Source organism: Persicitalea sp., assembly GCF_041751555.1.
Classification (GTDB): Bacteria; Bacteroidota; Bacteroidia; order Cytophagales; family Spirosomataceae; genus Persicitalea.
The window spans coordinates 1-23,221 of record NZ_JBGSXF010000430.1 but is presented as its reverse complement, the minus strand read 5'-3'; the positions used below and the strand labels follow the sequence as shown (position 1 = coordinate 23,221).

Sequence of the window (23,221 nt, the reverse complement as noted above, 5' to 3'; positions counted from 1 at the left end):
AATACCAGTCTGAACAAATTTTCGACGCTTCATAATCAGCCTGGTTTTAAAGGTGATAAACCATCAATTACCAATTCGCTCAGAAATAGGAAATTGGAGATGCAAGATAAAAATTTGTTTTTTCAAAGTTTTACGAATTTTATTAAACGGATAGATCAGTTAATTTAAGCGCAATCACTCCTCCTCAATCATCGCCAACAGCAACCGCTCCACTTCCCGAATCTTCTCAGGCTCGCCCGCTTTTTCAAAGGAGACGATCAGATTCCGCAAAACGCGTTGGACAATTTCGAGATGAGTGCAGGGCTGGTAGAAAGAATCTTTGGAATCGAGGTTCAATTGGGCGATGTAGTGGTCTATGTCGGTTTTAGAAAAAATAATTCCCCGGTTGAAGACATTGATGTAAAACTGCGTCTTATCCTTTTTGTAGGTCAGTACGAATAGGTTAGGTAGGTTTACGCCATAAACGGGCATGTGTAGTTTGCGGGCAATGAGCAGATAAATGACACAAAGCGTGATGGGATTGCCCCGGCGGCTTTCCAGCACGATGTTGATCATGGAGTTGGAAGCCGAGTGGAAGTTCTTGGTATTGGCCCCGAAACCCAGCGTACCGTAGAAGACCCCATTCAGCACCTTGACCTGATCGACCGGGCTCATTTCGTCGCCGAATTGCTCCCAAACGTCGTAGCGGAATTGGTCAATCTCATCGCGCAGTTTTTGAAAATTGAGGTCTGGGTATTGGTAAGTAGCGATGATAGACATGCCTTCGAGCAAATCCAGCGCCCCGCCATTCTTCCATTCTTCGAGTCGCTCAACCATCACGGCGAGTTGTAGTTCGTGGATGAGTTCTTCGATGCGCCGCTGCGCGATGGGGCTGAAACTCCCCTCCCATTCCGTTTCCAGAAATGGGATGACGCCACTGCCCAGCGAACGTATTTTTTCCTCCACCAGCGTGGTGACTTCGGCATCTTCGTCATCCAGCAGCGAAACCAGCGCTTTTATTTCCCTTTCCTTCATACCACTCCGTTTCAATTCCCGTTTACGAATTCTTAAATAAAAACAATTTTTGAATAGCGGTCAAATTTTCTACTTTTGCCCGGTCAAAAAATACTGATTTGACCCTAAAAACAGCCCATTTGTCCCAACTTATTGCATGAAAATACTGGTAACCGGCGGCTCGGGATTTATTGGTTCACATACCGTAGTGGAGTTACAGGCAGCGGGCCATCAGCCAGTGATCGTGGACAACCTCTACAATTCCAACCGAGAGGTACTGGCTGGTTTGAAGAATATTATTGGGCAGGACGTACTTTTTTATGATTTAGACTGTACGGATGAGTCGGCGATGAGAGAGCTCTTCAAAAAAGAGAAGTTCGGTGGCGTCATTCATTTTGCAGCTTATAAGGCCGTAGGTGAATCGGTGGAGCAGCCTTTGAAATACTACCAGAACAACATCGATTCCCTGCTGATTTTACTGAAAGTCATGAGGGAGTTTGGCGTTGGCAATTTTGTTTTTTCGTCTTCTTGTACGGTATACGGACAGCCCGATACGCTGCCTGTAACCGAGGACACGCCACGCCAGCCCGCGACTTCGCCCTATGGAAACACCAAGGTTATGTGCGAGGATGTTATTCGCGATTATGTGTACTCCAAACCGAATTTGAAAGCCATTTCGCTGCGGTACTTTAACCCAATCGGAGCGCATCCCTCGGCTGAAATAGGCGAACTACCCTCCGGTGTGCCCAGCAACCTGGTACCGTACCTCACCCAGGCCGCCGCCGGACTACGCGATAAGCTAGTGGTGTTCGGCGATGACTACGACACGCCTGACGGCACCTGCATCCGCGATTTCATTCACGTGGTTGATTTGGCCAAGGCGCACGTCAAAGCAATAGAACTTTTGGATATGCAAACTGACGCCAATTATTATGACGTATTCAACGTCGGAACGGGCAATGGAAACACAGTTTTAGAACTAATAAACACTTTCGAAGAAGCTAACGACGTCAAATTGAACTACACTACTGGTCCAAGAAGGCCCGGCGATGTGGAAAAAATATGGGCGCAGTCGGATAAAGCAAACAATGTGTTAGGCTGGAAAGCTGAGAAATCGCTTACCGATTCATTACGCGACGCGTGGCGCTGGCAATTGGCTCTTCGGCAACGCTCAGAGTGACGGTTGCAAATTACAATTCAACGATTCAACATTTTGAAAAAAATACTGATTACGGGTGGGGCAGGATTCATAGGTTCGCACGTCGTGCGGCGATTTGTGAATCAATACCCCAATTACCATATTTATAACCTTGACGCGCTGACCTACGCCGGAAACCTGGAAAACCTGCGGGATATCGAGGATGCGACCAACTACACCTTCGTCAAAGGGGACATCACCGACGCGGTCTTTCTGGACGATCTTCTTGCTGAGAACGATTTCTACGGCGTCATCCACCTGGCCGCCGAGTCGCACGTGGACCGCTCGATCAGTGATCCGCTGGCGTTCGTGGTGACAAACGTAATTGGGACAGTCAACCTGCTGAACGCCGCAAGGAAAGCCTGGAAGGACGATTTGGCCGACCACCTTTTCTACCACGTGTCGACTGACGAAGTCTATGGAGAGTTGCACGACCCAAACGAATTTTTTCTGGAAACCACCAGTTACGATCCGCGTTCGCCCTATTCAGCGTCTAAAGCATCGTCCGATCACTTTGTTCGGGCTTATCACAACACCTACAAGATGCCCGTGGTAATTTCCAATTGCTCCAACAACTACGGCCCCAACCATTTCCCCGAAAAGCTAATTCCGCTGATGATTCATAACATCATGCAGAAAAAACCGCTGCCCGTGTACGGCAAGGGCGAAAATGTGCGCGATTGGCTTTACGTGGAAGATCACGCCCGCGCCATCGACACCATTTTCCACGACGGACAAGTAGGCGAAACTTACAATATCGGCGGCCATAACGAGTGGAAAAACCTAGATTTGGTATTACTACTCTGCAAAATTATGGATGAAAAGCTGGGCCGCGAAGCAGGTAGTGCCGAATCACTCATCACCTACGTCACTGACCGCGCCGGCCACGACCTGCGCTACGCCATTGACGCCACGCGCCTGAAGACCGAACTTGGCTGGGAACCCTCGCTCCAATTCGAGGAAGGCCTGACAAAAACGGTAGATTGGTACCTGAATAATCAAGCTTGGCTTGACAATGTGACGTCGGGGAATTATAAGAAGTATTACGAAGAAATGTACGGTTAATTAGTTGACAGTGGACGATTGACAGTGGATAGTTAGTTTCTTTTGTAAGTGCTAACTCCTTCTCTGTCAACCGTCTACTGTCAACTGTCCATCAAATGAAAGGAATCATACTCGCCGGGGGATCCGGCACGCGATTACATCCGCTCACGCTGGCCGTCAGCAAGCAGCTGATGCCGGTTTATGATAAGCCGATGATTTATTACCCCTTGTCGGTACTGATGCTGGCCGGAATACGGGAAATCCTGATTATCTCGACGCCGCACGATCTACCGCATTTCGAGAAACTACTCGGAGATGGCGAGCGTCTTGGCTGCTCGTTTTCGTATGCTGAACAGCCCAGCCCAGATGGGCTGGCGCAGGCGTTCATCATCGGGGCTGATTTCATCGGTGACGACAAAGTAGCGTTGGTTTTGGGCGACAATATCTTCTACGGCTCGGGGTTTAGCCGAATTTTGCAGTCCAACAACGACCCCGATGGCGGCGTGGTGTACGCCTATCAGGTGCAAGACCCTGAGCGCTACGGCGTGGTGGAGTTCGATAAAGATTTGAAAGCCATTTCTATCGAGGAAAAACCAGAAAATCCGAAATCCAACTACGCCATTCCCGGGCTTTATTTCTATGACAATCAAGTAGTAGAGATTGCCAAAAACATCAAACCCTCGCCCCGAGGAGAGCTGGAAATCACTGATGTCAACCGCGAATATCTAAACCGGGGTCAACTGAAAGTCGGCGTACTGGATAGAGGAACCGCCTGGCTCGACACAGGTACTTTTCAGTCGCTGATGCAAGCCGGGCAGTTTGTGCAGGTAATTGAGGAGCGGCAGGGGCTAAAAATCGGCTGCATCGAGGAAGTCGCCTACCGCATGGGCTTCATTTCGGCTGCGCATCTTGAGGCTATCGCTCAGCCACTATTAAAAAGTGGCTATGGAAAGTACCTACAGGGCTTGCTAAGCTGATCTCCCGGCTGATGGTTAGCTTATTTAATTTCTTGTAAAGAATTGGGGAAAGATGGTATTCTTTAATATTTTTGATAAAACGGAATTTTTATTATTTTGGGGTTAAATCCCCGCATGGAATTCTCAACGAAGGAAATTGGGCGCTATCCCCTTTTACACACTCAACCAGAAAGTTACCTGCTCAGGCACGTAAGCCGGAAAATGCATGCCAAAACCCTTCGCCTTCGCATGCTTTCCAGCTATGCCCAAGGCCACCTACTGGCTTTGTTGACACGAATGATCCAAACACGGCACATTCTCGAAATCGGTTCCTACACCGGTTACTCAGCCTTATGCCTCTGCCAAAACCTGACCCACAATGGTTTGCTTCTTACCATCGACCGGAACAAGGAGTTGGAGGGATTCATCCGAAATGTTTTTGCCCAGTCCGAATACGCTTCTCGTGTCGCCTTACGTATCGATAGGGCTATCAGTATCATTCCCCAGTTTACCGATACCTGCGACATGGTGTTTACTGATGCTGACAAAATCAACTATTTTGCTTATTACTGTTTAACGACCCAAAAGGTAAGGCCAGGTGGGCTCATCATGGCTGACAACGCGCTACGGAGTGGAAAGGCAGTAGGTCAGGTACCTCAAAAACCCGATAGGGAAAACTCTACACTTTTGGACTTTAGTAAAAAAGTAGGGGACGACCCACGGGTAAAGCCAAATCTACTCTCGGTCAGGGATGGGCTAGTGATTGCACAGGTAGATCAATTATTACACACACACTAATATATTGACTCATGAATACGAAGCTTATTTTTTATTTGTTTTCTAGGATACCTCTATCTATAGGAACCGTACTATTCTTAATTTATCTACCGTGTAGCGCCCAGTCACAGCCCCTCCCCATCGTGCCTGATAACTTAACTTTCGGTGGGATTAATGTCCAATTCAATAACCGGGCCAAACGACTCATTGAAGCTAATATTCAGGGACTTATGGTTGACAGGAGATTATGGGAATCAAAAGTTAGCCGTACAGCACTATACTCCCCTATTCTTGAAGACATACTTACTCAGGAAGGTGTTCCACTTGACTTCAAATACTTAGCCGTACAGGAGAGTTCACTCATGCCCGATGCGGTTTCTATTGTTGGGGAGGTAGGGTTTTGGCAATTCAAGAGAGAAACTACCTCGGAGATGGGCCTGATTGTGGATGAATTGGTGGACGAGCGCAAGAATATCGTCTCCTCAACCCGTGCAGCCGCGCGCCTGCTCAAGCGCAGCAATTTGCACCTCAATAATTGGGTTTCGACGCTATACACTTATTACTCGGGGATTGATGGTACTAATAGAGCCATTCCTAGAAGATGGTCCTATGCCAAAGAGGTGATGATCGGCGGTCGAGCCGACCAATATGTTCTCAATTTTTTTGCCCATAAAATCGCAATCGAAGCAGCTCAGCAATCGTATTCAGACTCCACTGTTCTGCTGGAGTACCGAAATTCAGGGGGGCGCACTCTGGAATCCATTGCCCGCGAGTTCGCCCTCGACCCTGCTGAACTTTACCGCTACAACCGCTGGCTGGATACAGACAAGATTCCCGACGATCGATACTCAGTATTGCTACCGGTGCCTGCTAGCCAGCAGGAAGCAGTGCAGCAAAAGCTGTCGCGCAATATGCCACCTCCTGCGCCTGCCAATTTCACAACAGGAGACATTGGCTTTCCAGTTTTACGAAAAGTAAGCATCTCATCCAAAAGAAGCAATGATCCTTCGTATTATGAAATCAACGGGCTTCCGGGCGTACAGGCCAGAATGGATGACGGTGCTGCAGACCTGGCCAAAGCTGCCAAAACAAGTTTATCGAGTTTTCTCAAATATAACGACCTCGATGCCCCCGGCCCGCTTACGCCGGGAGTAGTGTATTATCTGGCCAAAAAAGATAAAGCAGCCGTGGTACCTTTCCACGTCGTCCGTGCAGGAGAAACCATTTGGAGCATTTCTCAACTTTACGGGGTCAGATCCAGCCAATTGATGAAATACAACCGGATCAACAATAGCAATCAGCGCTTGCAGATTGGCCGCCTGATGTGGCTCATGAAACAGCGTCCTGAGGATATGCCAGTGGAAATAGTAAGTCGCCCCCCTCTATCGGACGAGATTCCCGCCGATAGTTCAGGAGCCGTTAGCGAAGTTGACAGTAGCGCTCTAAAAGTACCCGATAGTTTGAACCGCTCGCCTCAGTCGATCAAAAACGACTCAGTCGCTGCCAGGAGTGCAACTCCCGTAGCTTTGGCTGACCAGGTTGAAGACTCGACAATGTCACAACCAACGTACCAAATACCCCTTACAGTGGTGAACCAACTGGAGGAAGTCAATGCTCTTCTGAAAGATTTGATGTCGTCCGACGAAGAAATCAAGATGCTGATCGTGGTTATATCTAAAACTAAAGAATTGCCAGCCCCCGTGGCAGTTCCCAAATCGACACCTATAACAGTGATTCGGGCAGCAGAACCTGACCTGCCCTCACTGGCCAAATCTGGAGGGTTCGTGGCAATAGACAGTAGTGACTCGCCTAAGTACCATATTGTAAAATTCGGACAGACTTATTTTAGCATTGCGCAACTCTACGACGTAGAGGTGAATGATTTGCTCGCCTGGAATCGCCTTACAACGCGAAATATGCTTGAGGTTGGGCAACGCCTCATCGTCAGCCCGGTTCCCAATTCCTTTCGCGACCCTGTTCGCGACCCTGTGGCCGAAAAACAGTACCTTCTCCACAAGGTGCGCCCAGGCGAAACACTTTTCCGGATTTCCCAGATTTACAAAGCGGATATGGGGGAGATTAAGCGACTCAACAATATGTCCAACAACATTGTGATACTTGGTGAAACGATGAAAATCCCAAAAAATTAACCCTCTGGCTACCCAGAAATCTCGTATTTGTTCTTCTGTATAGTAGCTTATGGTGACTGGAATTCGGGAAATTCTGATTATCTCGACGCCGCATAATCTACCGCGTGGGCTTCATTTTCGGCAGAACAGTTCAGCAAAAATCGCCGCGCCTTTGTTAAAGAACGACTCAGGAAAGTACCTGCAACATCCGCTCCAGTAGCCGTTTAGGGTAAAGTACGAGTTGAACGTCCGGGCTTTTTTTTTGCAAGAATTCGGGAAAGCCGACGTTCTTTGTTATATTTGAATAACGGCTACTTACCAAATTTCTGCCGCTCTCCATCCGCATGGAACTCCTACCCCCGGAAATCGAGGCCTACGTTGAAGCGCACACCGAACCCGAGAGCGACCTGCTGCGGCACGTCAGCCGCGAAACCCACGCCAAAATCATGCGCCCCCGGATGCTGTCGGGCCACACGCAGGGCCGATTACTAGCTTTGTTCTCACGGCTCATCCGTCCCCGACGCATTCTCGAGATTGGCACCTACACAGGTTATTCTGCCCTCTGCCTTTGCGAAGGTCTAACCGACGACGGTCTGCTCATTACCCTCGATAGCAACGAGGAATTGGAAAACTTCACCCGGACTGTTTTTGCCAAATCACCTTTTGCCGATCGGATCGACTTCCGCATCGGTAAAGCTCTCGACATTATTCCTACGCTCGACGAAACCTTTGGCTTAGTTTTTATCGACGCCGATAAGGTCAATTATCGAGCCTATTACGATTTGATTGTTGAAAAAATGAAACCCGGCGGCCTCATTCTGGCCGACAATGTGCTATGGAGCGGCAAGGTCGCCGATCCGTCCGCGCACAAGCCAGATAAGGAAACTCCGGCCTTATTGGTCTTTAATGATTACGTGAGGAACGACCCACGGGTCAAATGCATTTTGCTCCCGATCAGGGACGGAATTATGATTGCCCAAGTACTTTGAGATCACCCAATACACTCCACCTAACCTATGAATCAAAAACATTCTCCCTCAGGCTTCAAAGCCCTTCTGCTGCTTGCCGTAATGGCCACAGCCCTACCACAGACCACACGGGCGCAAGACATCCCCGACGTGCCGGACAACGTGATGTTCGGCGGCATCAACGTCAAGTTCGATAACCGCGCCAAGCGAGCCATCGAGTCCGACATCCGTAGCTTAATGTCTAACAAGCAATTTTGGGATGCCAAAATGGATCGCGCCATTCTTTACTTTCCTATTCTGGAAGGCGTCCTGATCGAAGAGGAAGTACCGCTCGATTTCAAGTACTTGGCCGTACAGGAAAGTTCGCTCAGGCCCGACGCTGTTTCCACCTCCGATGCCGTGGGGTTTTGGCAATTCAAGAAAGAAACTGCCCAGGAGTTGGGACTTTTGGTCAATAATCAGGTAGACGAACGCAAGAATATCACTTCCTCAACCCGCGCTGCCGCCCGCTACTTGAAACGTAGCAACGAGCAGTATAACAACTGGGTATCAGCGCTCTACTCCTACTACTTGGGTGTTGGAGGCGTCAAAGAACTTATCCCAAGAAACTGGGCTTACGCTAAGGAAATTACACTCGATGGCAAAACGGATCAATACGTATTGCGCTTTTTTGCGCACAAAATTGCCCTGGAAGCTGGGATGGAGCGCTACCGCACTGCCAACGCCATCGTGCTGCTGGAATACCGCAATGGCCGGGGCCGAACGTTCAGCTCGATCGCTCGGGAATTGAGTCTCGACCCACTCGAACTACGTCGCTATAACCTGTGGCTCGATTCAGATCAAATTCCCGCTGACCGTGATTACGTGGTGGCCCTTCCAGTTGCTTCCGACCAGATTAACAATGTGCGCGAGTTACTGCTGATCGCACGGGAAGACCCAGCAGCCAATTTTGCCAAGGACGACATCGGCTTTCCAACTCTTCGCGAAGCAAGCGTCCAGCTCAAGGGCCGCAACGACCCGGTTTTTTACGAAATTAATAGTCTGCCCGGCGTACAGGCCCGTCCCGGCGACAAAGCATCGGATCTGGCCAAAGCCGCAAAAATAAGGACATCGAGTTTCTTGAAATACAACGATCTGAGCAGCCGCGACCCGCTGGTTCCGGGTGATGTCTATTATTTAGCCAAGAAAAACAAGAAGGGTATGGTGCCCTTTCACACAGTGCGCGAGGGCGAAACCATCCGCAATATTTCGCAGATTTATGGAGTGAGGGTAGGCCGTCTGCTGAAATACAACCGCATCAGCAACCGCAACCAGCGCCTGCAAACGGGCCGTGTGATGTGGCTGATGAAGCGGCGTCCCGCCAACAAACCCGTCGAAATTATCAATCTGCCTCCGTCGGAGCGAAGCCGCACTTCGCCCAGTATTACCGCCCCAGCAGACCAATCCTACTCCCAGCCAGAATTGATCGGTTCGGCTGAAGATATTCCCAAAAATGCCAGCGAAAGGAGAAGGTACAAACCCAAACTGGCCGACAAGACTACCGAACCTGTGGAAACGCCCGAGGTTGACGAAGAAACGCCGCGCGACCAAACAGTCTACACCAAACCGAATACGCCTGCACCTACTCAGTCAACCCGAACACCTGCCCGCACTTCGCCCAATAACAATGACCGGATCGTTATCATCGAGCAGCAGGGAACCGAGGTCAAAACGCCAACTCTTGGCTCTGAACCCGCTCGTACCGGCACCGTTCGTCCTGCCAAGTCCGGTAACAACACCAGTACTTCTACGCCAGCCAGTCTCCCAAGTTCGACCGGTAATCGTCCGACAACGTCCGGCAGCGCTAATCCCAAATACCACTCGGTTGAACCTGGACAAACTTATTATAGCATTTCCAAACTATATAATGTGGAGATAAACGACATGCTGGCCTGGAATCAGCTAACTATCAATGACAAGCTGGCCGTCGGCCAAAAGTTGGTCGTCAACCCGACTGCTGCAACCACTCAAAACACTTCTCCTAGCACAGGAGATTTCATCACGCACAAAGTGGTTTCGGGAGAAACGTTATTCCGTATTTCCAAAAACTACGGAGTGAGTATGCAGGAAATTCAAACTCTAAACAATATGCCCGACACTAATGTAAAGTTGGGAGAGACGTTGAAGATACCGAAGCGATAAATGTACCTGGGTACCTGAGAAAAACAAGAATTAACTTTGCTTACTCGGTGAACTTTGAGACTCAGGTACTCTATATTAATTAACGCTACCTTAAAAACACCATGATACTAATCGACAACACTTGCGTAAGCGATGACATCGGCGATCAGTTCTTCGTATGTAATTTGGACAAATGCCAGGGGGCTTGCTGCGTGGAAGGGGATTCAGGAGCGCCGCTGGAAGACAGCGAACTCCCCATCATGAAGCGCATTTACCGTCACGTGGAGCCGTATCTATCCGAAAAAGGCAAGGCCGTTATTGCGGCAGAAGGCGTTTATACTAAGGACTGGGAAGGCGACATAGTTACGCCTGTGATTGAGGGCAAGGAATGCGCGTATGCATTTTATGACGAAAAGAACATCTTGAAATGTGGTATCGAAGCGGCTTACAACGATGGCAAAATCGACTTTAAAAAACCAATTTCCTGCCATCTTTACCCTATTCGCGTTACGAAATACGAACAATACCACGCCATAAACTACGACCGCTGGGACATTTGCAACCCGGCCTGTACCCTTGGCGCGGAATTGGGCGTGCCTCTCTACCAATTTTTGAAAGAACCTTTGATCAGAGCCTACGGCGAGACATGGTACGAAGAATTGGTTCAGGAGGTAGAGGAAAAACTTGCCGCAGCCGATGGCGCAAAGTGACTTTTTTGAGAATGTATATGGAGTAGTTCGGCTGGTTCCAGCGGGCCGCGTGACTACCTACGGGGCCATCGCCGCTTACCTCGGATCGAAGCGAGGCGCGCGCATGGTAGGTTGGGCAATGAACAATGCGCACGGTCGGCCCGACGTCCCCGCGCAGCGCGTGGTGAACCGCAACGGCGTCTTGACCGGGAAAAACTTTTTCGGAAGCAGCACCCAGATGCAGGATTTACTCGAAAGTGAAGGCGTAAAAATAAAAGACGACCAAGTGGTCGTCTTTCAAGAATATTTTTGGGATCCGGGAATCGAACTTCTGTGATTCAAATTATTTCTTCGTTCCGATTCTCACTTTCTTGTCTTCCAGGTATTCTACGTAATAAGAACACCAAACGCCGGCCGTTATCGAGGCCATCAAAAATAGTAATACTTCCATGTCTTTGTGATATTGGTATGTGTGGTAGTTTTTCGTTTTCTAACTGATGAGGCAAAAAAACTAAACCATACAGGGTTGTATTACAACCTATGGGGAAATTGGGAATCGATTTCTACAATTTCCCTTACGCTTACCCTAATTTATCCTCACGCTTCCCCAGTGATACCAACCATAATCCTAAAAACACCAACACTCCGTTAAGGATCAAACGCTCGAAGCCCAACTTATACCCGTCGAGCCAGGCGGCGGAATTTTCGTTGATCACGTAAGTCAAAATCGGGGCAACGACGCAAACGATCGGTACCAATCGGTCGCGTACAGGTAGTTTGAACAGCATCCCGAAGCTGAAAAGTCCGAGCAGCGGCCCATAGGTGTATCCCGCCAAATCGAAGACCGCCGTAATCACCTCTTTGCTATTCAGTTGGTTAAAAATGAGAATCACCACGTAAAAAAGCACCGAAAAGCCGATGTGCACCCAAAACTTAATACGCGAACGCTGGGATTCGGGCTTGCCTTCCACATTCATGAAGTCCACGCAGAAGGCGGTAGTTAAAGCTGTTAAAGCGGAGTCGGAACTAGCGTAAGTGGCGGCGGTGATGCCTAGTAGAAATGTAATGCCGACCAACAGACCCAAATTGTTCAGGGCCAACATAGGATAAAAATCATCGGTTTTTTCCAAGAAAGGAATTCCCTTCTCAGCCGCATAGAGGTATAGCAATGCTCCCAGTGACAGGAAAAGCAAATTGACGATTACCAGCACCACCGTGAACCAGAACATATTCTTTTGCGCCTCACCAATATTCTTGCAGGTAAGGTTTTTTTGCATGAGATCCTGATCCATACCTGTCATCACGATAGCGATAAAAGCGCCACCGAAAAACTGCTTGAAGAAATTTTTGGGATCATTGGCGTTCCAATAGAATATTTTGGAGTACTCGCTATCACTAACCGTGGAAACCAACTCGGAGAAGCCCGACAAGTTGAGTTCGCGGGCAACTAGTACGATTGTCAGCACCACCGCCGTGACCAGAAAGGTAGTTTGCAGCGTGTCTGTTATGATAATTGTCTTGATACCGCCTTTGAAAGTATAAATCCAGATCAACAGAATGGTAATAGCCACCGCAACCTCGAACGGAACGCCCAAAGGGCCAAACAGGGCGATTTGTAACACGCCGGCCGCCACGTAAAGTCGTACCGCTGAGCCCAGAGTACGCGACAGCAGGAAAAACGCCGAACCCGATTTATACGACCAGAAACCGAAGCGCTGATCGAAATAAGAATAAATGGAAATAAGATTCAGGCGGTAATACAGCGGCATGAGTACGGTGCCGATCACCAAATAGCCCAAAATATATCCCAAAACTACCTGAAAATAAGAAAATTGAATGTTTAGAACGGCTCCAGGCACTGACACGAAGGTGATACCTGAAAGCGAAGTGCCAATCATCCCGAAGGCTACCAGGTACCAGGGCGATTGCCGATTGGCCGTAAAGAAAGTAGCTGTATCCGCTCCCTTCGAAGTGTAAACAGATACGAGAATTAACATCCCGAAGTAAGCGACCAGGATGGCGAGGGCAATGTAGGGGTTCATTTATGGATATAAGATTTTGGGAGGATTGGGCAGGTGCCAACAATTGGGTAGATTGTTAGTTCTGAAAGGGGCTGTGCCTTCGTTTAGTCCTTCTTTTTAATTAATTTTGCAAGCAAACTTAAATTTGACTGGAATGCAAACCGACATAGATACCGATATTGAAGTTTTGGAAGAAACCGTGGAAACGGAAGTTCGTTCGCTCGTGGTGTTCAATGATGATGTAAACACCTTTGCCTGGGTAATTGACACCCTGATGGAAGTGTGTGACCACGCGCCCGAGCAGGCTGAGCAGTGTACTTTGATTATTCATTTTAAGGGCAAATGCTCTGTAAAGAAAGGCGAGTTCGATTCGCTGGTAAGCATGCGTAATGAGATTTGTCGCCGGGGTATCTCCGCCGAAATCCTTTGACGATGCCTCCCTGCTCAGTACTCCCGCCATTCTATGGATTATCCTTCACAATTGATTGAAAATGCCGTCAACGAGATTTCAAAGCTGCCCGGCATTGGCAAGAAAACTGCTTTACGTCTGACCCTGCACCTCTTGAAGAGAGACGAACCCCAGACCCGCACGCTGGCTGCTGCTCTTGTGGCTATGCGCACTGAAACGCGCTTTTGCGTTCGTTGTCACAACATATCTGATGGCGAACTATGCAATATTTGCAGTAGTCCCAAGCGTGATTCTGCTTTGCTGTGCGTGGTTGTGGATACGCGCGACGTGCTGGCAATCGAAAATACCAGTCAGTTCAACGGTACCTACCACATTCTCGGCGGCATCATATCGCCACTGGAAGGCATCGGTCCCGCTGACCTGAACATTGAGTCGCTGCTGAGTCGAATCGTTGAAGAAGAAGTGAAGGAAGTTATCTTGGCGCTAAACCCCACGATGGAAGGTGACACGACAGCTTTTTATTTGCAGAAAAAACTAAAACCCACAGGGGTTAAAATAAGTACTATCGCCCGAGGCGTTCCCATCGGTGGTGACCTTGAATATGCGGACGAAGTAACCCTCGGCCGTAGTATTGTGAGTCGGATAGCCTACGAATAGTTCGTATAGTGCGCAAAATGCTCGTCAAAAAGCTTTCTGCCATTTTTAAATTCCGTAACTATTGAAGCCCTTAGAATCAGAACTTATGCAGGTGTGAACCCTAAGTAGATAAACTCAGCGGTGCATACTAACAAGGCCTGCTTCTCACCTCAAGATTTAATTAATTATGCACAAGTTTCAATCCAAATAACCTAACTATGAAAATCAAACTATTGAGTGTACTGGCCTTTGCTTCTGTCATGGCCGTAAGCTGCCAGGAAACAAAGGAAAATGAAGGTGAGACGGACACGGCCATGCAGGATAATTCTGGCATCACCATGGAAAGACTGGAAGGCTCAGCCCAGTATGACGGTGCTTCCCTGGCTCTGGAAAGCCCGACCAACACAAATGTAAAGGCAGCGGGTGAAGTTGATTTCGCCTTCAAAGTAGGTGATTACGAATTGGGTACTCAGACCGACAGCCCGGTGAAAAGTATGCTGGCCAACTCAGACAAAGGACAGCACATTCACTTTATCCTGGACAACGACCCTTATTCGGCGCATTACGAGCCTGGTTTTAAGAAAGAAATTCCGGCGGGAACTCACTACGTAGTAGCCTTTTTGAGCCGCTCCTACCACGAGTCAGTAAAGAACGCCAATTCCTTTGTGGCCAAAAAGATGGTAGTGGGCGATGCCGGAATGGATGACAAAGATGTCGATCTGGATAAGCCTACTTTGATTTACAGCCGTCCCAAAGGTGAGTACAGCGGGGCAGATACAGAAAACCTGCTGCTCGATTTCTTTTTGCTCAACACTACGCTGTCAGAAAGTGGTAATAAAGTGAGGGCGACTATTAATGGCAAAGAGTTCATGATTACCGAGTGGGCCCCACAAGTCATCAAGGGTCTTCCTAAGGGAGAGGTTACTGTCAAGCTCGAACTTCTCGACGGAGATGGAAATTTGATTCCCGGTGGATTCAACGAAGTCACGCGTACGGTGACGCTTACTGAATAGCTGCTCGCTTTCGGGTTCTGGCTGGTTCGCAAGTACCCGGTACGCTCAGCTTGAAAAGGCTGTCGGAAAATGAAAAAAGCTGGACTTGGCATGGTGCCGAGTCCAGCTTTTTTGTGTGAAAGGTACCAAAAGCAGAAAGCCTTAGTTGCAGTAATCGCTAATCACCTTATAAGCAGGCGTGTAGCCCAGTTCACCGGATTTGCTCAGATCGAGACAGCCGCCGTTGACATCGCCCAGGCTGTGCTTGATGATGCCGCGCACGTAGAAGGCCTCCGAGTAGTTCGGGTCGATCTTAATTGCGCTGCTGCAATCAAGGATGGCTTCCATTTGGGCGCCGGTGGAAGAATGTACCAGGCCACGTGTAAAGTAGGCTTCAGCGAAAGTGGGGTTCAGGGCGATGGAGCTATTCAGATCGGCGATGGCACCCTTGCTGTCGCCATTTTTGTTTTTGGCCAGTCCGCGAATGTAATAAGCCTCGGCTCGCTCAGGCGAGAGTTCGTTGATCTTTATGCTTTCTTGCACCACACTACGCAATTTGTCCAGCGTCCCCCGGTTGATGGGGCCCATGTACACCAGTTTTTTGGCGTCGGTTGTGAAGGAATTATTAAGTTCTACAGCCCGATCTAAATCTTGAATGGCAGCCCTCTGGTCGCCGAGTTTGCTTTTGGCAAAACCCCGGCCGTAAAAGGACTCGTAATCGCCCGGATTTACTTGAAGAGCGCGGTTGTAGTCCGTTACAGCCCCGGCGAAATCGTCCACCTTAGCTTTGGCAAAACCACGGTTGCTATACGACGCGCCGTCTTCTGGGCTCATGCCGATGGCCTGGGTGTAGTCTGTGATGGCTCCTTTGTAGTCACCTAGCTTAATTTTGGCGTAGCCGCGCCCGGCGTAGGCCCCGGCCCGCTTGGGACTGAGGTCAATGACGCGGGAGAAATCGGCTAGCGAACCAGCGTAATCTTCTAATTTTTGTTTACAGGTACCACGGGCATAAAGCGCAAACACATCGTTGGGATCGACGGAGATTGCTTTGTTATAATCCTGCAAGGCCCCGCGCTCGTTGTCGGTCTTAGCGCGGCTTACACCCCGATTGTAGTATGACTTGGCGTCGTCGGGGTTCAGTTCGATAGCCCGCGTGTAATCGGTGATGGCAGCGCGATTGTCGTCCTGCATGCTTTTACTAACGCCCCGGCTATGGTAATATAGTGCCTCTTTGCTGTTGAGTTCGATAGCCCGGTCATAGTCCATAATTGCACCCCGGTGGTCTTTCAGATTGGCTTTGGCCAGACCTCGGTTGAAATAGCTGGGGGCATGGTCGGGGTTCATAGCAAGAACCGCGCTATAGGACTGTAAGGCTCCGGCAAAATCACCGCCGCGCGCTTTGGAATTACCTTCCTCAAAAAACTCGGCCGCCGATCTTTGGGCCACTGCTTCACTCATTCCGCCCACACACAGGGCCATCATCATCCAACACGCGAAAACGTTTTTCATCAAGTAGTAGGGTTATTATTTATTATGTAACAGGCGGCAAAAGTATTCAAAAACAGAAGCAGGGACAAAGTTTGGGCTTGAATTTTGCAGAATTCATACTTACAAATTAGGAAAGTCACAAGATGACCTCGGTTTACTTATCTGCGCTTGTTTTTGAATGTTTGTGGGAAAGTTTGAGTTTAAGGAAGAGATACCTTAATTTTCTGCGGAAAATTTTCGGCCGACACGTCAACTCTGATCTTCAAGCTTGTATTTTTTTTAAAAAATCTTATCCTTAGAATCCATGAATCCCAATTTGAAATATTTCCTCGTTGGTTTGGCCGTAGTTGTTGGTGCCGCAGCTCTTTATTTCAGTTTGCGCGACACACCTACCCCTGTGGACGAACAAGAGGCAATTGAGTCACTGACCGACCCATCAATGGCCGGAGACGTTAATTCTGTTTATTTGAAATTAAGTGATATGAAGGGAAACATGGTAGCGATGGACACGTCGAAACTGACGTTCATCAACGTGTGGGCTACCTGGTGTGGCCCATGCAATGCCGAGATGCCTAGTATCCAGAGCCTATACGAGCGCTACAAGGACAACCCAAAAATGGCTTTTTACATCGTGTCGGACGAGGAGCCAGCGACGGTGCAGAATTTTCTGGGCAAGAAAAATTACGAACTTCCTTTTTACCTCTATAGTGGCGCGTATCCAGCTCCGCTAAGTGGGAACGCTATTCCGCGTACTTATATGGTCAGAAATGGACAGGTACTGGCTGAGCAGGTTGGTGCGGTCAACTGGAATGATCCGAAAATTTTTCAGTTTATCGATGAGCAGTTGGCGATGTAAAGACGTTGTCACTAAACAAAAAAGCGGTCGGCGGATTTGAAAGTTCGTCGACCGCTTTTTTGTTTGTGTTACGGGCCAGAGGCCGAACCGTCGGACCGCCCGTACTACATTCCTTCAAATCCAGAGCTGTTCTGCTCCCGCGAAAAACTTATGCTTTCGCTTCCAGAGGGCGGCCGTGCTGACGACCAAGGCTACTGGAAATAGCCAAAAGATGCTTTTCATCTTGATAGACGTTTATGTTAATTTTACAATTGAATACAATAATCGTGCTAAAAATTACCGCAAGTAGCGGAATTTCGGAATGAAAGTTAAACGCAGAAATTCGCCTTTTGGTGGAACAGGATGCTGATAATCTGCTATTTATTATTGAACGATGGGGAACCTCACGGCCATTTCTAATCTGCTACAACTTATCCGTTCTTGACGATATACGATTATCCTTATTTTTGAACAATTGGAACTGCCCTATTTTTTGGACAACGTGGCTTGGGGCTTCGCTGGTTTTTTCCTTGATGTAGGCGTTGACTTCGTGAAAATCCTTGATTCCTGATTCAGAAATTTCACCCGAAATGACGTTGATGTACCTCAAATACACTCCGTTAGAATTTCCATAAACCTCTTCCTCGAAAAACGTAAATTTGTTTCCACTCCCCGAAACAGCGCCTTTCCCCCAACTGTCGGAACTAGCTTTGCCAATTTCTCTGAATTCAGTTTTCACCAATTGATTATCGGCTGATTGCTCAGAAAAAGCCAACCGATGCGGTGTGATTCTAAAACCATTCTGTGATTTATCATCGGGATCGTACGTCCTCACCAGTATCCTGTAATCCAAAGTGAATACCCCTTCAATATCCGGCGGTGTCACACCCGAATGAATGGACACTCCCCATGACCGAAGATCATCGATGATATTCTGGGGAGCCACTTTTTGCACTTCCTCCGAAAATATATCGGGTTCGACTTCCTTTTTTTGGCAAGAAAGTGAAAGTAGTACCATGAGATAGAACAGTGCTTTAACGGACGTTTTCATAGCGCGAGGTTTTGTTTTTCAGGGATAACTTTCTTGAAGTTAATCAGTTGCCGAACCCAAACCAAAAGAATTTATTAAATGGTAACTGACAGATGTCAGTTTTCTCGATGGAAGCCAGTCAGTTTTTCACTTGGTTCTTATCCCGAATTTTGGGTTTCAACAGCGTTGCCACCAATCATAATGGGAAAGAACGAACCCGAGCGTCACGCCCTTATTCCTGAAACTATTGTCTGCTACCACTGCGGCGGAGACTGTCGCGATGAACACCACCTTCACGACAGCCATGATTTCTGCTGCACAGGCTGCTTGACGGTCTATGACCTGCTGAAAGAAAATGACCTCTGTCAGTACTATCGTTTCTCGGACGCGCAGGGCATCTCCCCCGACGCGAATTCTTACCAGGGAAAATTCGATTACCTAGATTTGCCGGAATTACGCTCCCAACTACTCGAATTTACCGATGGGCGACAGGAACGCATCAATTGGTTAGTTCCCAAGATGCATTGCTCGTCCTGTATTTGGCTGTTGGAGCAGCTTCACAGTCTGCATCCGGGCGTGGGTAGTTCGGTTGTCAACTTTCCCGAGAAAACCGTTCGTATTAGTCTAGATCCCAGGCAGATCAAACTCAGTGAACTGGCGGAACTCATGGCGAGGCTGGGCTACGAGACTTACGTCAGTCTGAACGATGCCGACCAGCAGTCAGCGGAAACTCGACCCGCAAAAAATAACGGACGAACCAAGCTCTACAAAATCGGTGTGGCGGGTTTCGCCTTCGGTAACATCATGATGCTGAGCCTGCCCGAGTATTTCAATCTAGGGCAAGGCACCGAAGATCAGCAATTACGCTTGCTGTTCAGTGCACTGAATATGGCACTGGCCTTGCCCGTGTTCTTTTACAGCGCGTCCGATTTCTTTGTCTCAGCCTGGAAAGCCCTCCGTGGTCGCTACCTCAATATCGATGCCCCCATTGCGCTGGCGTTGCTTTCTGTCTTCCTGACCAGCCTATATCAGGTCGCCATGCAGAGCGGGCCGGGTTACTTCGACTCGTTGGCCGGGGCGGTATTCTTCATGTTGTTGGGGCGATATTTTCAGGATAAAACTTACGCCAATATCGCCTTCGATCGCGATTTTAAGTCCTACTTTCCCATCGCGGTTTCGGTTTTACAAGAAGGCGTAGAATTCAACTCTCCCATCCAAAAACTGCAAATCGGCGACCGGATTCTGGTGCGCAACCGCGAACTAATTCCGGCCGACGCCACGCTGGTTAGTCCCTTAGCCTTGATCGATTACAGCTTCGTGTCGGGCGAGGCCGATCCGCTGGAACGCCGGAAGGGCGACACGCTCTACGCCGGCGGAAGGCAGTGCGGGCCGGCGGTGGAGTTGGAAATTCTGCGTCAGGTATCGCAGAGCTATCTGACGCAGCTTTGGAATAATGACGCTTTTTCCAAAAAAAAGGAAGATCAAAACAAAACGCTCGCCGCGCGGATCAACCGCTACTTCTCGGCGGTGGTGTTGCTTTTATCAGTAGGCACTTTTGCCCTTTGGGCATTTCAAGGCCGGTGGGAAACGGCTTTTCTGGCTTTCACCACAGTGCTTTTGGTGGCCTGTCCGTGCGCATTGCTGCTGTCGTCCACTTTCACGAATGGCAATCTGTTGAGCCTTTTTGGCAAACACGGTTTTTACTTCAAAAACGCCGACGCCATCGAACGGCTTTCTAAAATCGACACGGTAGTTTTCGACAAAACCGGAACGGTTACGCTGCCCAACGAGGCGGAGGTACAGTTTGTGGGCGCGGCTTTGACCGCCGAAGAAAAAGTGATTGTAAAGACTCTGGCCGCGCAGTCGTCGCACCCATTGAGCCGCCTGATCGTGAAATCGTTACCTGAGGTGGTTTTGAGCAAAAAAGCTTTTACAGATTTCAGAGAAAAAGAGGGCGCTGGAATTCAGGCGATGTGGGGCAATCAAGAGGTAAAAATAGGTTCGCAGGAATGGGTGTGGTACAGTCGGAGCAACGGTTGCCTTCCCGCCCGTAAAGGCGACAAATCAGTTGAGCAACATCGTGCGCCAACGGGCGAGACGCCCGTACCACAGCCACAAGTACACATCGCCATCGGCGGGGAGGTACGTGGCTATTTCGATATCCGCCCTAAGTACCGTCCTGGCCTGGCCGATACGGTAACGACGCTGCAAGGAGAGAACTACGTCAACTACCTCCTTTCCGGCGACCAGCCGACCGATCAGGCGTTTCTGGGTACTTTATTCAAAGACAACGCCCACCTTTTCTTCCAACAAAAACCCGAGCAAAAACTCGACTTTATCGCCAAGTTGCAACGCGAAGAAAACCGTAAAGTACTGATGGTCGGTGACGGTCTGAACGACGCCGGGGCCTTGCAACAGAGCGATGTCGGCCTGGCCGTGTCGGACGACATCAACAACTTCTCACCCGCCTGCGACGCTATCGTGCAGGGCGACAAACTACCCCTCCTCCCCCGCTACATCCGACTAGCGCGGGCCGGACAGCGCATCATCAAGGTCAGTTTCGGTATTTCTCTTCTGTACAATATAGCGGGCATTTCTTACGCCGTCACGGGCCAGCTTTCGCCCGTTGTGGCGGCGATCCTAATGCCGCTGAGTTCGATCACGATTGTGCTGTTTACGACAGCGGCGACCAACCTGGCGGCGCGGCGGTGGCTGCGATCCGGCGACATTTGCGCAACTTGACGGATCGTTGTATATTTGAAAAAAAGCCGATCAAACCCATGATTCAAACCGCACAAACCACCGAAACACTTCCCCATTCTCTGGAAGAATTCATCGACTGGGAGCCAAACGACGGTTTCAAGTACGAATGGAACGGTGGGGAAATCATCAAATCTACGCGAATGAAACAAGAGCAATATTATATATATGACCGATTGCTTGACTTGTTTATCGACAGAGGCTATAAAAAATCAGGCACCATCATCGCCGAACCCGATGTCCATTTGAGCAGCATTCAGATGCGGCGTCCAGATATTGCCTGCTTTACTAAGGATCAGTACGAGGGAGGCATAGTTGATAAGGCGGCGATTCCGGCATTTGCCATCGAGATTATTTCGAACAATGACCAAATCAATCAGATGGAGAAAAAGCTCACGGAATATCTTATAGGCGGAGTTCAAGTAGTTTGGGTCATTATTCCTAATAATAAGATCGTTTATATCCACACTAACACGACTCGGCGCGAAGTGAAAATATGCTTGGGAAGCGACCTTTGTTCCGCCGCCCCCGTGTTGCCAGATTTCGAGATTCGGGTCGATGAATTACTTATGCTACCGGAGGCGTAAATATCAAAAATACATTTTGTAAAAAGCTGGTACTCACGTATTAGCTTTTTTTATGAACAAGAGCCAATGCCCCATCACCAAAATTCGCTTGGGGCAACTTCCGGCCCTCCTTTCCCCTTCATTCCTGACGAAAGTCACTTTTCAGCCTAATCTCCCTCATCGTTAGCCCCGAGTTCCGCCCGTAGTTTTGATCTCGTAAAAAGGAACATCCACTCGGATGATTCTTGTCATAAAAATTACCTGACGATGAGCGCTTTATTTGTACTGATTGGTCTGAGCCTGCTGGCCGCGCTGGGTTTTCTGGGGGCGTTCATCTGGTCGGTGCGCAAAGGGCAATTTGACGACGACTACACGCCCTCCATCCGCATCCTGTTCGACGACACCGTCAAAAACCAGCCTTCCGACAAATCTACACCATAAAGCCATCGGCTAAGTAAAGCGCTCATTCTATCATTCACTCATTCAAAATTATGTCCTCTACCGTTACCGACGCCACGCCTCCGATTCAAATGGAGGAATTTGAGTACGACAACGAGATCGTCCGCAACTTCGCCATCGCTTGCGTGGTGTATGGCTTGATTGGCGTACTGGTTGGGGTACTGATCGCCTTTCAGTTGGCGTATCCGTTCCTCAATTTTGACCTATCGTACACTACGTTTGGCCGCTTGCGCCCCTTGCACACCAATGCAGTGATTTTTGCCTTCGTGGGCAATGGTTTCTTCATGGGCATGTACTACTCGGCCCCGCGGATTCTGAAGGCCCCGATGTGGAGCAAGAAATTGAGCTACTTCAACTTCTGGGGCTGGCAGGCGATTATCCTGGCGGCGGCCATTACGCTCCCCCTCGGCCTGACGACCTCCAAGGAATACGCCGAACTGGAATGGCCCATCGACATAGCCATTGCGGTGGTGTGGGTCGCGGCTATGATTAACCTGCTGATGACGATGGTCAATCGTCGTTCGGAGCATATCTACGCGGCAATTTGGTTTTACATTGCCTCTTTTATCACCGTGGCGATGCTGCACGTGGTGAATAGCCTGGCTCTCCCTATTTCTTTGTTCAAAAGCTACTCCGTCTATGCAGGGGTGCAGGATGCGCTGGTGCAGTGGTGGTACGGCCACAATGCGGTGGCCTTCTTCCTGACGACGCCTTACCTGGGCCTGATGTACTACTTCCTGCCCAAGGCCGCCAACCGCCCGATCTATTCTTATCGTCTTTCGATCGTTCACTTTTGGGCGCTAATTTTCCTGTACATCTGGGCCGGACCGCACCATTTGTTGTACAATGCCCTGCCCGACTGGGCACAAACCCTCGGCGTTGTGTTCTCGATCATGCTGATTGCGCCTTCCTGGGGCGGGATGATCAACGGTCTGTTCACATTGCGCGGTGCTTGGGATAAAGTACGCGAAGATGTGGTACTGAAATTCATGGTCGTGGCGCTTACAGCTTACGGTATGGCGACTTTCGAGGGACCGATGTTGTCGCTCAAAAGCGTCAACGCCATCAGTCACTTCACCGACTGGACCATTGCCCACGTTCACGTGGGGGC

The 23,221-nt window shown here is 49.2% G+C and carries 21 protein-coding genes; 17 read left to right on the top strand and 4 right to left on the bottom strand.

The genetic code is table 11. The features are described from left to right. Positions 1 to 174 precede the first annotated feature (174 nt). Positions 175 to 1,014 (bottom strand): transglutaminase-like domain-containing protein, encoded by an 840-nt coding sequence (locus ACEW8P_RS15120; protein WP_373513916.1) that lies wholly within the window; start codon positions 1,012 to 1,014, stop codon positions 175 to 177. A 136-nt stretch (positions 1,015 to 1,150) separates the two neighbouring features. Between ACEW8P_RS15120 and galE the strand changes: the two genes are divergently transcribed. The 9 genes from galE to ACEW8P_RS15075 all read left to right on the top strand — a co-directional run bounded on the left by galE (position 1,151) and on the right by ACEW8P_RS15075 (position 11,251). Beyond that, positions 1,151 to 2,173 carry a UDP-glucose 4-epimerase GalE gene (gene galE, locus ACEW8P_RS15115; protein WP_373513915.1) on the top strand — a complete coding sequence of 341 codons (1,023 nt, stop codon included), beginning with the start codon at positions 1,151 to 1,153 and terminating at the stop codon, positions 2,171 to 2,173. A 33-nt stretch (positions 2,174 to 2,206) separates the two neighbouring features. Then, entirely contained in the window at positions 2,207 to 3,256 is a 1,050-nt protein-coding gene (gene rfbB, locus ACEW8P_RS15110) for a dTDP-glucose 4,6-dehydratase (RefSeq protein WP_373513914.1), read from the top strand. 95 nt (positions 3,257 to 3,351) lie between these two features. Beyond that, a complete protein-coding gene (rfbA, locus tag ACEW8P_RS15105) occupies positions 3,352 to 4,212 on the top strand; it encodes a glucose-1-phosphate thymidylyltransferase RfbA (RefSeq protein WP_373513913.1) in 861 nt (286 codons plus the stop codon). Between the two features lie 114 nt (positions 4,213 to 4,326). After that, positions 4,327 to 4,989, top strand: coding sequence for an O-methyltransferase (locus ACEW8P_RS15100; RefSeq protein ID WP_373513912.1), 663 nt, complete (start codon positions 4,327 to 4,329; stop codon positions 4,987 to 4,989). A 122-nt stretch (positions 4,990 to 5,111) separates the two neighbouring features. After that, positions 5,112 to 7,118, top strand: coding sequence for a LysM peptidoglycan-binding domain-containing protein (locus ACEW8P_RS15095; RefSeq protein ID WP_373513911.1), 2,007 nt, complete (start codon positions 5,112 to 5,114; stop codon positions 7,116 to 7,118). A 323-nt stretch (positions 7,119 to 7,441) separates the two neighbouring features. Next, entirely contained in the window at positions 7,442 to 8,086 is a 645-nt protein-coding gene (locus ACEW8P_RS15090; protein ID WP_373513910.1) for an O-methyltransferase, read from the top strand. Between the two features lie 27 nt (positions 8,087 to 8,113). Continuing rightward, positions 8,114 to 10,246 carry a LysM peptidoglycan-binding domain-containing protein gene (locus ACEW8P_RS15085; RefSeq protein WP_373513909.1) on the top strand — a complete coding sequence of 711 codons (2,133 nt, stop codon included), beginning with the start codon at positions 8,114 to 8,116 and terminating at the stop codon, positions 10,244 to 10,246. A 101-nt stretch (positions 10,247 to 10,347) separates the two neighbouring features. Next, complete coding sequence (locus ACEW8P_RS15080; protein ID WP_373513908.1) at positions 10,348 to 10,935, top strand: DUF3109 family protein; 588 nt, start codon at positions 10,348 to 10,350, stop codon at positions 10,933 to 10,935. Beyond that, positions 10,922 to 11,251, top strand: coding sequence for an MGMT family protein (locus ACEW8P_RS15075; RefSeq protein ID WP_373513907.1), 330 nt, complete (start codon positions 10,922 to 10,924; stop codon positions 11,249 to 11,251). The genes ACEW8P_RS15080 and ACEW8P_RS15075 overlap by 14 nt, the downstream gene beginning before the upstream one ends. 244 nt (positions 11,252 to 11,495) lie before the next feature. Here the strand turns inward: ACEW8P_RS15075 and ACEW8P_RS15070 are convergent, their stop codons facing one another. Further along, entirely contained in the window at positions 11,496 to 12,956 is a 1,461-nt protein-coding gene (locus tag ACEW8P_RS15070; protein ID WP_373513906.1) for a sodium:solute symporter, read from the bottom strand. 133 nt (positions 12,957 to 13,089) lie between these two features. Here ACEW8P_RS15070 and ACEW8P_RS15065 point away from each other — a divergent pair, with 133 nt between their 5' ends. From ACEW8P_RS15065 to ACEW8P_RS15055, 3 genes are all read left to right on the top strand, one after another. Further along, a complete protein-coding gene (locus ACEW8P_RS15065; RefSeq protein ID WP_373513905.1) occupies positions 13,090 to 13,365 on the top strand; it encodes an ATP-dependent Clp protease adaptor ClpS in 276 nt (91 codons plus the stop codon). Positions 13,366 to 13,398: 33 nt separating this feature from the next. Continuing rightward, positions 13,399 to 14,001, top strand: coding sequence for a recombination mediator RecR (gene recR / locus ACEW8P_RS15060; protein ID WP_373513904.1), 603 nt, complete (start codon positions 13,399 to 13,401; stop codon positions 13,999 to 14,001). Positions 14,002 to 14,198: 197 nt separating this feature from the next. Then, positions 14,199 to 14,993 (top strand): hypothetical protein, encoded by a 795-nt coding sequence (locus tag ACEW8P_RS15055; protein ID WP_373513903.1) that lies wholly within the window; start codon positions 14,199 to 14,201, stop codon positions 14,991 to 14,993. A 141-nt stretch (positions 14,994 to 15,134) separates the two neighbouring features. On the opposite strand, the gene ACEW8P_RS15050 is transcribed toward ACEW8P_RS15055, so the two are convergent. Further along, complete coding sequence (locus tag ACEW8P_RS15050) at positions 15,135 to 16,481, bottom strand: tetratricopeptide repeat protein (protein ID WP_373513902.1); 1,347 nt, start codon at positions 16,479 to 16,481, stop codon at positions 15,135 to 15,137. A gap of 295 nt (positions 16,482 to 16,776) precedes the next feature. Between ACEW8P_RS15050 and ACEW8P_RS15045 the strand changes: the two genes are divergently transcribed. Further along, positions 16,777 to 17,316, top strand: a complete 540-nt coding sequence (locus ACEW8P_RS15045) for a TlpA family protein disulfide reductase (protein WP_373513901.1) — start codon at positions 16,777 to 16,779, stop codon at positions 17,314 to 17,316. A 403-nt stretch (positions 17,317 to 17,719) separates the two neighbouring features. Here ACEW8P_RS15045 and ACEW8P_RS15040 read toward each other — a convergent pair whose 3' ends face one another. Further along, positions 17,720 to 18,346 (bottom strand): hypothetical protein, encoded by a 627-nt coding sequence (locus ACEW8P_RS15040; protein WP_373513900.1) that lies wholly within the window; start codon positions 18,344 to 18,346, stop codon positions 17,720 to 17,722. 180 nt (positions 18,347 to 18,526) lie between these two features. Here ACEW8P_RS15040 and ACEW8P_RS15035 point away from each other — a divergent pair, with 180 nt between their 5' ends. The 4 genes from ACEW8P_RS15035 to ACEW8P_RS15020 form a co-directional block, all read left to right on the top strand. Continuing rightward, complete coding sequence (locus ACEW8P_RS15035; RefSeq protein WP_373513899.1) at positions 18,527 to 21,067, top strand: heavy metal translocating P-type ATPase; 2,541 nt, start codon at positions 18,527 to 18,529, stop codon at positions 21,065 to 21,067. A 38-nt stretch (positions 21,068 to 21,105) separates the two neighbouring features. Continuing rightward, complete coding sequence (locus ACEW8P_RS15030; protein ID WP_373513898.1) at positions 21,106 to 21,672, top strand: Uma2 family endonuclease; 567 nt, start codon at positions 21,106 to 21,108, stop codon at positions 21,670 to 21,672. A 246-nt stretch (positions 21,673 to 21,918) separates the two neighbouring features. Then, positions 21,919 to 22,092 carry a cbb3-type cytochrome oxidase assembly protein CcoS gene (ccoS, locus tag ACEW8P_RS15025; RefSeq protein WP_373513897.1) on the top strand — a complete coding sequence of 58 codons (174 nt, stop codon included), beginning with the start codon at positions 21,919 to 21,921 and terminating at the stop codon, positions 22,090 to 22,092. A 50-nt stretch (positions 22,093 to 22,142) separates the two neighbouring features. Continuing rightward, positions 22,143 to 23,221, top strand: a 1,079-nt coding sequence (locus ACEW8P_RS15020; protein ID WP_373513896.1) for a cbb3-type cytochrome c oxidase subunit I, incomplete at its 3' end; no start/stop codon positions are given.